Here is an 11522-nt window from a genome sequence, read left to right as displayed (position 1 = left end):
TTCAGGCACAGGGTAATAGCGGCAGTTAGAGTAGTCTTGCCGTGGTCCACGTGCCCTATAGTACCAATATTTATGTGTGGTTTTGTTCTTTCAAATTTTTGTTTAGCCATTTTTATAAATCCTTTCTTTTATGGGATTAAACTAATAATGGTAGCGGTGATTGGATTTGAACCAATGACCCCACGGGTATGAACCGTGTGCTCTGACCCCTGAGCTACACCGCCACTAAAACCTTACCCAATCATATAATGCATTATAATAATTATTTTCTTTTTTTAAAGCAAAGATAAATTCTATAAAAGTTATATTATACTGTCAATATAGCATTAATGGTTATAGCATTAATGGTTAACTGCCAGCAGGGAAAAGCTATTCTACCACAAACTGATACTAAATAAATATTAATTATATCCTTGCTGTTAAAAAAATAGCTATATAGGAATTTTAGTTGCAATATTTATCTGTTTATTTTAATAAGGGTAGAATTAGAGTAGAATAATACAGGGGATGAATATGGAAAAACAAGAAGAAATTTACTGCCCTGTTTGCTCCAAGCCTATTAAGCCGGATATAGATACCTGCCCGCACTGTGAGGCAAAAATTAAAGACATTCCTAAAGATAGACAGCCGGTTGAATCTTATCCCAGAGAAATAGATCTGGATTATGGAAAATCGCGTTTCTTTATCTGGATTATAATTGGCATAATCGTTCTGGTACTGATAGCAGCCATTATATTTTTTGGAGTAAACCTGGGAAGATAAATTAAATTATGCAGACGGTTATAAGTCAGGCTTTTATTTTTATCTTTTTGCAGATAAAATATTAGCTTAGTTATGAAAGAAAAAATTCTTCTTTGGCTAAAAGCAATAAGAGCTCCTTTTTTTTCTGCAACAGCCATGTCTGCAGTGGTAGGCTCGGCTCTGGCTTTTAAAGACAACAGCTTTAGCTGGCTATTTCTTGTCCTGTCCATAATTATAATAGCCGGGACCAATTGCGGTATTAATCTAATCAATGATTACTACGATCATAAAAATAAGGCCGATGACATAAATCAGTTATACACCCCTTTTTCCGGGGGTAGCAGAGTCATCCAGGATAAGCTGCTACAGCCTTCACAACTGCTGGCTGCCAGCATTGCTTCTTTTGGAATAGCAGCCATCCTGGGTATGGTGGTATCGATTGTGGTAAATATATCCCTGCTGTGGTTCGGCCTGGCCGGTATCATCCTGGGTTTTTTGTATTCTGCCAATCCTTTCAAACTGGTGTACCGGGGCTGGGGAGAGGTGATTGTATTTTTACTGGTAGGTCCAGTATCGGTAATAGGAACCTATTATCTTCACACCTCCCGTATCAGCCTGGAAGCAGTACTTATATCTTTACCGATAGGGATACTTACCGCCAACATTCTGCTTATAAATGAGTTTCCTGACTATAAAGCAGACAAACAGGCAGGCAAAAATCAACTGGTGGTAATACTGGGAAGAAAAAAAGCAAGGTATGTTTACCTGATTTTAGTAGCTGCAGTCTATATCTTCATAATAATTGCCACCGTGGCTACCCCTTTAAGTGCCTTCCTGCTCCTTACCTTTTTAGGTCTTCCGCTGGCAATATGGGGCGCGTACATTGGGTACAGATATCATTCTGACCCCAAAAAAATACTGCCAGCACAGGCAAACACCATACTGCTTACCCTGATAACCTCGGCCCTGATTGCTCTGGGCCTGGTTCTGCAAAAAGTGATTTAGTCCTTGTAGGCTACATATATATTACAGATACCAAAAGTTAAGGCGGTAACTTCCACCCTGTGGTAACCTGTTGATTTAATCATTTCTTTGAACCTTGTAACTGCCGGAAATTCTTTTATGGATTTTACCAGGTAAGCATAGGCAGGCCTGTTTCTGCCAAGCAGCCCCCCTATATTTACCAGTACCAGATTTAGGTAAAAGCTGTAAACCCATTTCACCAGCCTGCAACGGGGATAACCAAATTCTAAACAGATCAGTCTGCCTCCATGTTTGGTCACCCGGTAGAACTCGGTCAATGCTTTTTCCCTCTCGGTTATATTCCTGATTCCGTAGGCTATGGCTACAGTATCAAAAAAATTATCCTCAAAATTGGTGCTGGCCGCGTCAGAAAAAATGAATTTAAGATGAGGGGAATAATGGTTATATCTTTTTTTTGCTACCTCCAGCATCTTCTTGGAAAAATCTATGCCATATACGGTAGCTTCCTGCCCGCTGGCCTTATAGATGCTGTAGCTGGAGCTGCCGGTGCCACAGCAGGCATCCAGTACCCTAAAGCTGCCTTTATCTATATTGCTGACCATCTTATGGCGCCAGTAGCGGTCTATACCCAGACTTAACAGGGTATTGGCCCGGTCATAATTAAAATATATTTGGTCAAAAAGTTTAACTACTTCTTCTTTTTTCATACTTTTATCCAGCTCCGATAGGATTATTGATTATATTATAAAATTGCTGCCAATACTAATTGGATGCCCTGGGGTAATTAAGGCTATAAAAAAATTTTTATTTTTCCGGCTTTTATCTTTAAAATCGCTCTTACTTCTATTATAATTAGAAAGTCTGTTACTTTTCTTTAGGAGATCATTTGCCGCGCTGTAAAAACTGTGGTCATTTTAGCCTTTTTTTGAAATTAAGCCCGGAAGGCTTATGCGATAGTTGCATGCCCATCGTAGATAATATTATTGGTAGCTGTGCCCGTATAATGAATGACTCCCTTAATAAACTGGAAAAAAGTAATGATTTTGCCAGCCGGCTCCAGTACTGCAATGCATTATTTGAAAATGCAGTCAGACTGCAGGAATACGAAAAAAGGGGTATATCTACCATCAAGCCCAAACCGTCTATTTTTATAGAAGAGTGTGAAAAAATTAAAAAAGACCTTTACCATCAGAGCATATCCCAGGATAAGGTATGCTGACTTGCAGCAGGCAATAATTTTTTAAAAAGCCTGACCTTTAAATTGTATCAGAATATTTTAATATATTTTAAGGATTTACCCCAAACCTATTACATATATCAATCCATTCCCGGCTGTCCAGAAAGGCATCTAGAATCTCCCGTTTAGACATCCCCTGGTCCATATGTAGTAGCCATTGTTCATAGCCTTCGCGGTCCGGTGTCCTGGCAAGAATTAAATCATATAGATAATTAATGAATTCTTCATTGCCCATATTCTCTATCAGGTTCTGGTTTTCGGACGAGAATATAAAATGAGCTGCTGTCCGGCTGGCACTAAAGTTTCCGCTTTCCAGCTGTTTTAGCCAGTAGGAAAGGCCTTCCCTGTCCCACACCCTATTAAGAATATTGTCATAGAGAAACTTTACAAAACCCTCATTGGTTGACCCGTAATGTTGCCTTAACTGAGAAATGTTTAGGTCCCTTTGTACCCATTCCTCATCAGTTAAGGGTCGGGGAGTGGCAGGCGGCGGTGAATTATCCTTAATACTGAAGCCCTCGATCCCTATCGTATAAAGGTGCCAGCCCACAGATTAAAAACCAACCAACATAGATGCTGTCGGTGATGTCTTCTACTATTTTTTCTCAAATTAAAATGAAGAGTAATAAGAAATTATGGATTTCTTTTATTGTTACCTTTTCCCTCGATTATCCTACTTACCTCCTCTAGATTTAAAAAATCCTTCGGAGTCAACACGTTGATATCTAAATTTTTGTAATCGGCAATATTCCTGGTTACCAGGTTTCCTATATGGTTATTAATGCAAATGAAATATTGTATGCCGTCTTCAAAATCTTTTATATCCGAGCTTAACGACTCTCCTATCTCCCTGTCTGTGAATGGCAGTATTTTGAGAATAGACCTTAATTTTAATATTGTCTTTAAGGCAATTGCATCATCCTTATTGCTGCTTATAATATAATAACAATTGGCTATTATTAGAGAGGAGGTAAAACCTGAAAAAATATTCCTCTCTACCAGAGACATTAATGTCTGCGAATATACAAAGTGGGGTTCTCTTTTAAAGGCCACATCAAGAATTACGTCTGTATCCAGAAATATTTCTTTTATCATAGAAACCTCTTGTTCAGGGCCTCTTTTAAAAGCTGTTTATCAGATTTCTTGGTGGTGATTCGTGCTATCCCGGATAGTTCTCTGGTTATGGGCCCTGGGTTGAAATCTTGGGTGCCAGAAGATAAGGCCTTAAAATAAAGTTCCACTATTCCGGAAAGACTTATATTATTTTTTTTAGCATACTCTTTAGCCGCCTCTATTATTTCCTTATCCATGGTAAGTGTCAGCTTGGTTGCCATTTTATTCTCCATAATACTTATAATTAATTATATTACACGTATAATATATTATTAATAACACGTATTTGTCAAATATCATTTTTATTGTCAGAGATGCCAGAGAGCATTCCTGAATAAGAGAAGGATTGTATCCTAATTGTTTATGAAGAGAAGTGTATAATGGAAGCGTTTAAAAATTCCTTAAGGTCTTACCCCAAACCTATCACATATATCAATCCATTCCCGGCTGTCTAAAAAGGCCTCCAGAATCTCCCGTTTGGACATCCCCTGGCTAATATGTTGCAGCCAGTTTCTGTAACCCTCGCTGTCAGGGGTCCTGGCCAATATTGAAGTATACAGATAATTAATGAATTCTTCATTGCCCATATCCTCTATCAGGTTCTGGTTTTCGGACGAGAATATAAAATGGGCCACTGTCCGGCTGGTGCTAAAGTTTCCACTTTCCAGCTGTTTTAGCCAGCAGGAAAGGCCTTCCCTGTCTCCTTCCCGGTTTAAAATATTGTCATAGAGAAACTTTACAAAGCCCTCTTTAGTTGATCCGTAATGCTTTATTAACTGAGAAATTTTCAGGTCCTTTTGCACCCATTCCTCATCAGTTGAGGGGCGGGGGTGGTGTATTATCCTTAAGGGACACATTGTCAAACCAGACCGCCCCTGCACCTTCCAACTCTATTACTATTTTGATTTTGTCACACCTGGGTACCCGGCCTCCTTTTGGATCCTGTTCCCAAAGCTCCATAAGATTTATATGGTTATCCCTGTACCAGGCTCCCAGCTCAGTAAAGTATTGTCCCGAATCTGCCGATCCAAAATGTTTTTCCCCATGTAAGTAATATAGCCGTCTTCAGATAATATATATTGTACCCTGATATTACCATCTATCTTTCTAATTACATCAAAGGTAAGAGTCAGGTCCAGGCTGCTGGTTTCTACAACCTGGGCGATATCCACCTCAATGTTTATATCACTGCTATCTACCCTGGCCACGCCGTTCTCTATAACTGCATTGTCGCTGTTGTCTCTACTTTTATACCATCCCTCTCTGGGGATACTGAGATCTTCATCCTGGCCGAAATCACCATTTACCAATAGATTGGTGTCAGCCACCAGAAAACCTGGAAAAGAAAAAACTATGATACAGACTAGGGGTAAAGCCACCGCCAGATACAGTATTTGTTTTACAGAAATCACTCCTGTCCTTTCTTATGTGTTTTGCTTAAATACCAGCTGCTATATATCTATTACACAGGTTAAATACCATCTAAATACTAATGGTTTCGCTCTATCTTAATAAATAATCTGGTGGATTTGAAGAATTCTTTACATCCAATTAGCCTGCCGGTTTTAAAACTTGAAGAAATAAGATAGTTACATTGTTCTGCTGGTGGGAAAAGTATTTATACCGGACTGGAGCCCGCGATCGGACTTGAACCGATGACCTTTTCCTTACCGAGGAAATGCTCTACCATCTGAGCTACACGGGCTTATATGGTGGAGGAGAGAGGATTTGAACCTCTGAAGGCATACGCCGGCAGATTTACAGTCTGCTCCCTTTGGCCACTCGGGCACTCCTCCATTAATGGAGCCGGCGATCCGACTTGAACGGACAACCTGCTGATTACAAATCAGCTGCTCTGCCAATTGAGCTACACCGGCAATCTACTTGCCCAACCATTATCCAAATCTACCCTAATTATGTCAAGATACATCTCAGATATCAACAGGCAGAACATAACCATTCTATACTATAATCATAAGTTTTCAATAGCCAATTTTACTGCCCCGTGAACCGGCTCCCGGGTAAGGGGCAAAAATTTAATCCCTTGGTACTTAGACTTCAAATCCCTGGTAAGGCGTTTCCTGAAATACTTCACACACTTGAAATTACCGCCCACCATAACCAGATCAAATTCTTTATTTTCCAATCCCAGTTTCTCTACCACTGCCGACACGCTTATTACAGCTTCCCTGGCTTCCTCTGCCAGTATAACCTGGCTTACCTTGTCCCCATTATCCGCCGCATCACAAACCGGTTTGGAGAGATCCCCAATCCGGTCCTTGGAAAAAGGTTTCTGGTAGGTCCATTTTATGAGGTCGTCAATGCTATCTATATTAAGGTACTTAAGTATAATATCAGTCAGCTGGGTAGCCTGGCCTCTACCGTCATAGGCCCTCATGATAGCCCTTAAAGCATTAAGGCCCATACTGTAACCGCTCCCCTCATCGGCAAGTATGTAATCCCAGCCATTGGCCTTGGCATCTCTGCCCTGCTGGTTCATACCATAACAGTTGGAACCGGTACCGGCTATAAGGATTATTTTATTAGGGCAGTCACTGCCGGCTGCCAGGCCAACCATGGTGTCATTATATATCAGTGCTTTATCCGGATTCAGCTTATTTTCAAGCATGGAATTAAAAACTATCTTCTGGTAACTAACCCGGTCTGATTCTGAATTAAAACCAGCAAAACCAAAACAGGAACTGACAAAATTTACTTGATCATTATCCCAATCTGAAAGAGCTTCAGATATGGCCTGGTTCAGGTTTTCAATAGCTTTGGGGATTCCTACACTATGGTAATTGCTGGCCCCGGATACACCCTGGGCCAAAGTATTTCCATCGGTATCAGCAATCCTGGCAGTAGTTTTAGTGCCGCCTCCATCCACGCCTAATATATGTTGCATAACTATCCTAAAATTAAGTTTAAAATATATTTAATTCTATCCTATTATCTGTACAGTGTTAATGATTTTAAAAAAATAACAAATTTAAATATAATAGAGGTATGAATTGGTCTGCGCTGGGAAAAATATTAATAATGGTAGGTATTGGAATAGCTATTCTGGGAGCCCTTATGCTTCTTCTTCCCAGGATGCCCTTTCTGGGCAATATGCCGGGGGATATACATATTAAAAGAGAGGGCTTCAATCTGCATATTCCTATAACCACCAGCATTATTTTAAGCATAGTGCTTACCATTATACTTAACATAATAATATGGTTGCTTATTAAAAAATAGGGGTGATGAACATGTTTGAAACAGATACAAGGCAGCCGGTTGCTGCCGGGGGTTTCTATCCAGCAGATCCGGACAGTCTTAAATTACAAATCAAAGAATTTTTAGACCAGTCAGAATACTATCAACTGCCAGGCATAAAGGCCATTATAGCTCCCCATGCCGGGTATATATATTCAGGCCAGGTGGCAGCTGATGCCTACCGGCAGGTACAGGACCAGCAATATGACCTGATTGTGGTAATAGCGCCTTCCCACTCTGAATACTTCAACCACATATCCGTATATCCCGGCACCGCTTATGCCACTCCTCTGGGCAAACTTGACATTGACCACAAGAGTGCCGAGCTGCTTTATAAAGAGAGCAGCTTTATAAAACCTTCTGCCCGGGGCCATAACCAGGAGCATAGCCTGGAAGTACAGCTGCCTTTTCTGCAGGTAGTTTTAGGTAACACCAAAATAATTCCCATGGTTATAGGTAACCAGGACCCGTCACTGGTACAGGAACTGGCACGGGCCATAAGCGGGGTGTTTAAAGGTAAAAACATTTTAATAGTAGCCAGCACAGACCTCTCCCACTATCATTCTTACCGGGAAGCTGTCTCTCTGGATAACCAGGTGAAAAAACTGGTGGCCAATTTTGACACCGAAGGCCTGGCCGAAAAGTTCTACAGCCAGGACATAGAAATGTGCGGGGGAGGGCCGGCCATAACCGCAATGATGACTGCCAGAAACCTTGGAGCCAGCAAAGTTAAGGTAATAACCTGCCAGAATTCAGGAGATGTAACCGGAGATAAAAGCGCTGTAGTAGGATACCTGTCTGCAGTATTTTATTAATCATTAGATCAGGAGTCGGATATGGACATTTTAAACTTAAGCCAGGACGAAAAAAAATTATTAATTCAAATAGCCAAGCAGTCCATCCTAAATGCTGTTTACGGAAGAGAGCCCACCATACCGGATGTAAGCAGCGATGCACTTAACCAGGAATATGGGGCATTTGTTACCCTGAACCAGCAGGGCAGCTTAAGAGGATGCATAGGCAATATAACTGCTACCTCTCCCCTGCGCAAGACAGTAAGCAGGATGGCTGTAGAAGCAGCTTTACACGACCCCCGGTTTCCTGCCGTATCCCCGGCGGAACTAAAAGACATTGATATTGAGATATCAGTATTATCTCCTCTGGAAGAAATTGACGATATTTCCAGGATTGAAGTAGGGAAACATGGATTATTGATACATAAGGGCCCCTACCAGGGATTGCTGCTTCCCCAAGTGGCCACAGAATACGGATGGGATAGGGAGAAGTTTCTGGAGCAGACCTGTTACAAGGCAGGCCTTCCCTCCGACTGTTACCGGCAGGAGGATTGCTGTATCTACATTTTCAGCGCCAATGTATTCAGTGAAGCCAGCCTAGCGGCTGAATAGCCTATAAAGCCGGTAATCCAAACTGCTTATTATTACCCCTATCAAACCGGGCCCGGTATGGGCCCCTATTACCGGGGTGCACTCGGTTAGAATTATCTGCACACAGTTAAGCCTTGAGCCCAACTTGTCTTTAACCAGTTCTGCTTCCGGCAGGCACAGGGAATGTATTATGGACACTATTACCCATCTTTCTTTTTTAAAATGCCTGGTTACCTTTCTTAGTATCACATTTATGGATCTCTTTCTAAAAAAAGAGATGCCAACCATGCCTACAGTTCCGTCCCTGATGCCCAGCATGGGTTTAATGCCCAGTAGAGAAGAAATACTGCTGGCTAAAGCGGGAACCCTCCCACTCAGGCTCAGATACTTAAGGGTACCAATAGTGCCATAGAGTTTTATATTGGCTTTCAGGTAATCAAGCACATCCAAAATCTGGTCCAGCCGGTATCCCTGTCTGGCTGCCCTGGCAGCAGCCAGGGCCATCAATCCGCAACCCATGGTTGCAGCCAGGGAATCATAAATGATAATTCTCTTATCCGCTCCCAGCAGATCACGGGCTAGGTAAGCAGAATTAATTAAACCGGAAAGCCTGGAGCTTATATGGATGGATATGATAAAGTCATATTGTTTAAGCAGGCTCAAATAAGCCTGGTGGAAATCCCGGGGGGATGGCGCAGAGGACTTAAAGATAGCCTTCTGTTCTTTTTGCAGGGTATAAACCTGACTGGAAGTTATATCTATGCCGTCTCTGAACTCCTTCTGCTTATAGTGTATATAAAAAGGTATGACCGTTATAGAGTATTCTTTTATCTGACCTTCAGGGATATCGGAAGCACTGTCGGTAACCACAGCAATACTCTGGGGCTCTGGGCTGTTAGGCTTTCTTTTAACCATAAATAGATTCTATCAAGTTGGTAAAAAGTTCTACTGCTCAACCATCATTTTCTCCACAGGACATAATACAGGTGCTCTAACTTCAGGGAATAATTATCCATAAATCCAACTAAAAATATTTATACCCCTCCATACCCTGTACATTTATTACTGCTTAATGCTTCCTTCAAAAATTGCCTGCAGAAGCTCCTCTCTTTCTTCGGGAGTGGTAAGTCTGGGCTGGCTGTAATCTTCCAGCATGGTGGTGATTAATTCAGTGCTGATATGGCGGTTTTCATAGAATATGTGCCTGGCAATTATTCCCTGCCTCATCCCCAGGCTTCTCATCTGGTCAAAAAACAGGTTTCCCAGCCCGTAATTTATAAAGCCCTCCGGTTTAAACTCCACCCCCATAGGGTGATGGGACTGGCTTCCGCTAACTATGCTGGCTCCAGCATCAATCATCCTGCCAAAATCTATTACCTGCTGCTGGGTAGGGTAGTAGTTATAGGTCTCTACATACTGGAAGGTGAAAACAACGTTATAGCCCTGGCTTTCCAGTTGGGATACAATCTCTTCCAGATCCTCATAATTGGGGGGAGTGGAACCAGGTGAATCTTTGGTTGCCCAATCATAGGCAGGTCCCCAGAAGTTACATCCCAGAAAAGCGATTTTATTGCCGCCTATCTCAAATAAAACTGGCTGGTATGAATCCTCAAGTTCTCTGCCACCACCAAAATAGGGAAGGCCTGCCTCATCATAGATATCCAGTGTATAGTCCATCCACTGATGGCCATAGTCGTTCATATGGTTTCCGGTAAGTTCAACTATATCTGTTCCCACATGCTGCAGCAGCTCAAAATATTCCGGCCTGCTGCAGAAAACCAGGCTACTGTCACTGGCTCCGGTGCAGCCTTCCACGAATGGTATTTCATTACTTATATGGGTGATGTCTGCCTCTATTAGTGTATCCCTGATTTCTTCTGCAGGATAAAGAATGCCATTCTGTTCCATGCGGTTGGCGGTCCCTCTTACCAGAGCAGTCACCCCGGTCATATTTATGGTAATCATATTTTCTGTCTGCCGGTTGGTTAGCTCAAAGGTTTGCAGAACTTTAGAAAGTTGGCCAATGTACTGCTCATCTCCCTCCAGATTTAAACCAAAGCACAAAGGATAATCCTGCATGCTGGCATCTTTATCCAGAACCGATACCCCATCTACTTCTAATACTTTGTACTCTGTACGTAGATCTTCAAATGGAACTATGGAAAAACGGTTCCCTTCCATTAATGCCTGGCTTAAGTCTCCTTCTGCTACAGTCACCTGGTCGGACTGAACCGGACCCATAACTGTTTCCATAAGCTCTAGATTCTGTTCGGTGATAACCAGTTCCATTTCCGGTGAACTTCCCTGCTCCCAGAATCCCTTAATCTGGTCAAAACTTATTTCGTCGGTTACCGTAAAAAAATCTACTACCGGTACCATTACTATGGATATGGAATCAATGCTGCTGTCCGGGCCCAGGGTTACTGCCAGGTCATAGCCGGACTGACCGTCAACCATTTCAAAACTGTCAAATGCCTGCCTAGCTGCCTGGGTTAGAACCGCCTTCAGGCTGGAAGAGATTAAACTGTCTACTTTGATATTAACCGGTTCCGGCTCTTCTACTGCTGGCTCTTCAGCCTCCGGTTCCGGCTGGGCAGCCTCAACCTCTGTCTGATTTTCTTCCATAACCGCCTCTGCCGGCCGGCAACCGGCAAGAGTAAATATTATAAGAAGTGGAAATAATAACCACATAAGGCAATTAAGCTTTCGCATAATCAATCTCCAGACACTAATATAATTAAGATACATTTTATAATTTCACAGGCAAAAACTAAACCATTTAAATTAAAAAGATGTTATAATAT

General features: G+C 41.9%; 17 protein-coding genes and 4 tRNA genes. 6 read left to right on the top strand and 15 right to left on the bottom strand.

What is annotated here, in order from left to right; genetic code table 11:
- Both K9H14_07970 and K9H14_07965 read right to left on the bottom strand, forming a co-directional pair.
- Positions 1-110 (bottom strand): hypothetical protein (locus K9H14_07970; protein ID MCG9480122.1); only part of this gene is annotated, 110 nt, incomplete at its 3' end.
- A 38-nt stretch (positions 111-148) separates the two neighbouring features.
- Positions 149-224: transfer RNA gene (locus K9H14_07965), tRNA-Met, on the bottom strand.
- Between the two features lie 289 nt (positions 225-513).
- Here K9H14_07965 and K9H14_07960 point away from each other — a divergent pair.
- Together K9H14_07960 and menA are read left to right on the top strand one after the other, a co-directional pair.
- On the top strand, positions 514-762 hold the full coding sequence (locus K9H14_07960) for a hypothetical protein (protein MCG9480121.1): 249 nt from the start codon (positions 514-516) through the stop codon (positions 760-762).
- 72 nt (positions 763-834) lie between these two features.
- A complete protein-coding gene (gene menA / locus K9H14_07955) occupies positions 835-1746 on the top strand; it encodes a 1,4-dihydroxy-2-naphthoate octaprenyltransferase (GenBank protein ID MCG9480120.1) in 912 nt (303 codons plus the stop codon).
- Here menA and ubiE read toward each other — a convergent pair.
- Entirely contained in the window at positions 1743-2432 is a 690-nt protein-coding gene (gene ubiE / locus K9H14_07950) for a bifunctional demethylmenaquinone methyltransferase/2-methoxy-6-polyprenyl-1,4-benzoquinol methylase UbiE (GenBank protein MCG9480119.1), read from the bottom strand. The genes menA and ubiE overlap by 4 nt on opposite strands.
- A 254-nt stretch (positions 2433-2686) precedes the next feature.
- Here ubiE and K9H14_07945 point away from each other — a divergent pair, with 254 nt between their 5' ends.
- Positions 2687-2944 (top strand): hypothetical protein, encoded by a 258-nt coding sequence (locus K9H14_07945; protein MCG9480118.1) that lies wholly within the window; start codon positions 2687-2689, stop codon positions 2942-2944.
- A gap of 67 nt (positions 2945-3011) precedes the next feature.
- Here K9H14_07945 and K9H14_07940 read toward each other — a convergent pair whose 3' ends face one another.
- The 10 genes from K9H14_07940 to K9H14_07895 all read right to left on the bottom strand — a co-directional run bounded on the left by K9H14_07940 (position 3012) and on the right by K9H14_07895 (position 6980).
- Positions 3012-3512: a DUF4214 domain-containing protein gene (locus tag K9H14_07940; protein ID MCG9480117.1), complete on the bottom strand. Its 501-nt coding sequence runs from the start codon at positions 3510-3512 to the stop codon at positions 3012-3014.
- Between the two features lie 83 nt (positions 3513-3595).
- On the bottom strand, positions 3596-4057 hold the full coding sequence (locus K9H14_07935) for a PIN domain-containing protein (GenBank protein ID MCG9480116.1): 462 nt from the start codon (positions 4055-4057) through the stop codon (positions 3596-3598).
- The gene (locus K9H14_07930) at positions 4054-4296 is read right to left on the bottom strand and encodes a DUF6364 family protein (protein ID MCG9480115.1); all 243 of its coding nucleotides are present in this window, start codon (positions 4294-4296) and stop codon (positions 4054-4056) included. Before K9H14_07930 ends, K9H14_07935 begins: the two co-directional genes overlap by 4 nt.
- A 180-nt stretch (positions 4297-4476) precedes the next feature.
- Complete coding sequence (locus K9H14_07925) at positions 4477-4878, bottom strand: DUF4214 domain-containing protein (GenBank protein ID MCG9480114.1); 402 nt, start codon at positions 4876-4878, stop codon at positions 4477-4479.
- 10 nt (positions 4879-4888) lie between these two features.
- The gene (locus tag K9H14_07920; GenBank protein MCG9480113.1) at positions 4889-5035 is read right to left on the bottom strand and encodes a hypothetical protein; all 147 of its coding nucleotides are present in this window, start codon (positions 5033-5035) and stop codon (positions 4889-4891) included.
- Positions 5036-5040: 5 nt separating this feature from the next.
- Complete coding sequence (locus K9H14_07915) at positions 5041-5487, bottom strand: hypothetical protein (GenBank protein MCG9480112.1); 447 nt, start codon at positions 5485-5487, stop codon at positions 5041-5043.
- 217 nt (positions 5488-5704) lie between these two features.
- Positions 5705-5780 (bottom strand) — tRNA-Thr (locus tag K9H14_07910).
- Between the two features lie 5 nt (positions 5781-5785).
- A tRNA-Tyr gene (locus K9H14_07905) sits at positions 5786-5871 on the bottom strand.
- 5 nt (positions 5872-5876) lie between these two features.
- Positions 5877-5952, bottom strand: a tRNA-Thr gene (locus tag K9H14_07900).
- Between the two features lie 95 nt (positions 5953-6047).
- Positions 6048-6980: a hypothetical protein gene (locus tag K9H14_07895; protein ID MCG9480111.1), complete on the bottom strand. Its 933-nt coding sequence runs from the start codon at positions 6978-6980 to the stop codon at positions 6048-6050.
- A gap of 101 nt (positions 6981-7081) precedes the next feature.
- Here K9H14_07895 and K9H14_07890 point away from each other — a divergent pair, with 101 nt between their 5' ends.
- The 3 genes from K9H14_07890 to amrA are packed head-to-tail and all read left to right on the top strand — an operon-like array spanning position 7082 to position 8739.
- The gene (locus K9H14_07890) at positions 7082-7315 is read left to right on the top strand and encodes a DUF2905 domain-containing protein (GenBank protein MCG9480110.1); all 234 of its coding nucleotides are present in this window, start codon (positions 7082-7084) and stop codon (positions 7313-7315) included.
- A gap of 11 nt (positions 7316-7326) precedes the next feature.
- Positions 7327-8148 carry an AmmeMemoRadiSam system protein B gene (gene amrB / locus K9H14_07885; protein MCG9480109.1) on the top strand — a complete coding sequence of 274 codons (822 nt, stop codon included), beginning with the start codon at positions 7327-7329 and terminating at the stop codon, positions 8146-8148.
- A 21-nt stretch (positions 8149-8169) separates the two neighbouring features.
- Positions 8170-8739, top strand: coding sequence for an AmmeMemoRadiSam system protein A (gene amrA / locus K9H14_07880; protein MCG9480108.1), 570 nt, complete (start codon positions 8170-8172; stop codon positions 8737-8739).
- On the opposite strand, the gene K9H14_07875 is transcribed toward amrA, so the two are convergent.
- On the bottom strand, positions 8725-9633 hold the full coding sequence (locus K9H14_07875; protein MCG9480107.1) for a DegV family protein: 909 nt from the start codon (positions 9631-9633) through the stop codon (positions 8725-8727). The genes amrA and K9H14_07875 overlap by 15 nt on opposite strands.
- Positions 9634-9780: 147 nt before the next feature.
- A complete protein-coding gene (locus K9H14_07870; GenBank protein ID MCG9480106.1) occupies positions 9781-11409 on the bottom strand; it encodes a CapA family protein in 1629 nt (542 codons plus the stop codon).
- Positions 11410-11522: the final 113 nt, after the last annotated feature.

The organism is Actinomycetes bacterium (genome assembly GCA_022396035.1).
GTDB lineage: Bacteria > Actinomycetota > Humimicrobiia > Humimicrobiales > Humimicrobiaceae > Halolacustris.
The sequence above is the reverse complement of the archived record's forward strand: the minus strand, read 5'-3'. Positions and strand labels throughout refer to the sequence as shown.

What these genes read in the sequence shown, in the direction of transcription:
- K9H14_07960 (MCG9480121.1), top strand. Translation starts at nt 514, where the DNA reads ATGGAAAAACAAGAAGAAATTTACTGCCCTGTTTGCTCCAAGCCTATT.
- menA (MCG9480120.1), top strand. Translation starts at nt 835, where the DNA reads ATGAAAGAAAAAATTCTTCTTTGGCTAAAAGCAATAAGAGCTCCTTTT.
- ubiE (MCG9480119.1), bottom strand. Translation starts at nt 2,432, where the DNA reads ATGAAAAAAGAAGAAGTAGTTAAACTTTTTGACCAAATATATTTTAAT.
- K9H14_07945 (MCG9480118.1), top strand. Translation starts at nt 2,687, where the DNA reads ATGCCCATCGTAGATAATATTATTGGTAGCTGTGCCCGTATAATGAAT.
- K9H14_07935 (MCG9480116.1), bottom strand. Translation starts at nt 4,057, where the DNA reads ATGATAAAAGAAATATTTCTGGATACAGACGTAATTCTTGATGTGGCC.
- K9H14_07930 (MCG9480115.1), bottom strand. Translation starts at nt 4,296, where the DNA reads ATGGCAACCAAGCTGACACTTACCATGGATAAGGAAATAATAGAGGCG.
- K9H14_07920 (MCG9480113.1), bottom strand. Translation starts at nt 5,035, where the DNA reads ATGGAGCTTTGGGAACAGGATCCAAAAGGAGGCCGGGTACCCAGGTGT.
- K9H14_07895 (MCG9480111.1), bottom strand. Translation starts at nt 6,980, where the DNA reads ATGCAACATATATTAGGCGTGGATGGAGGCGGCACTAAAACTACTGCC.
- K9H14_07890 (MCG9480110.1), top strand. Translation starts at nt 7,082, where the DNA reads ATGAATTGGTCTGCGCTGGGAAAAATATTAATAATGGTAGGTATTGGA.
- amrB (MCG9480109.1), top strand. Translation starts at nt 7,327, where the DNA reads ATGTTTGAAACAGATACAAGGCAGCCGGTTGCTGCCGGGGGTTTCTAT.
- amrA (MCG9480108.1), top strand. Translation starts at nt 8,170, where the DNA reads ATGGACATTTTAAACTTAAGCCAGGACGAAAAAAAATTATTAATTCAA.
- K9H14_07875 (MCG9480107.1), bottom strand. Translation starts at nt 9,633, where the DNA reads ATGGTTAAAAGAAAGCCTAACAGCCCAGAGCCCCAGAGTATTGCTGTG.
- K9H14_07870 (MCG9480106.1), bottom strand. Translation starts at nt 11,409, where the DNA reads ATGTGGTTATTATTTCCACTTCTTATAATATTTACTCTTGCCGGTTGC.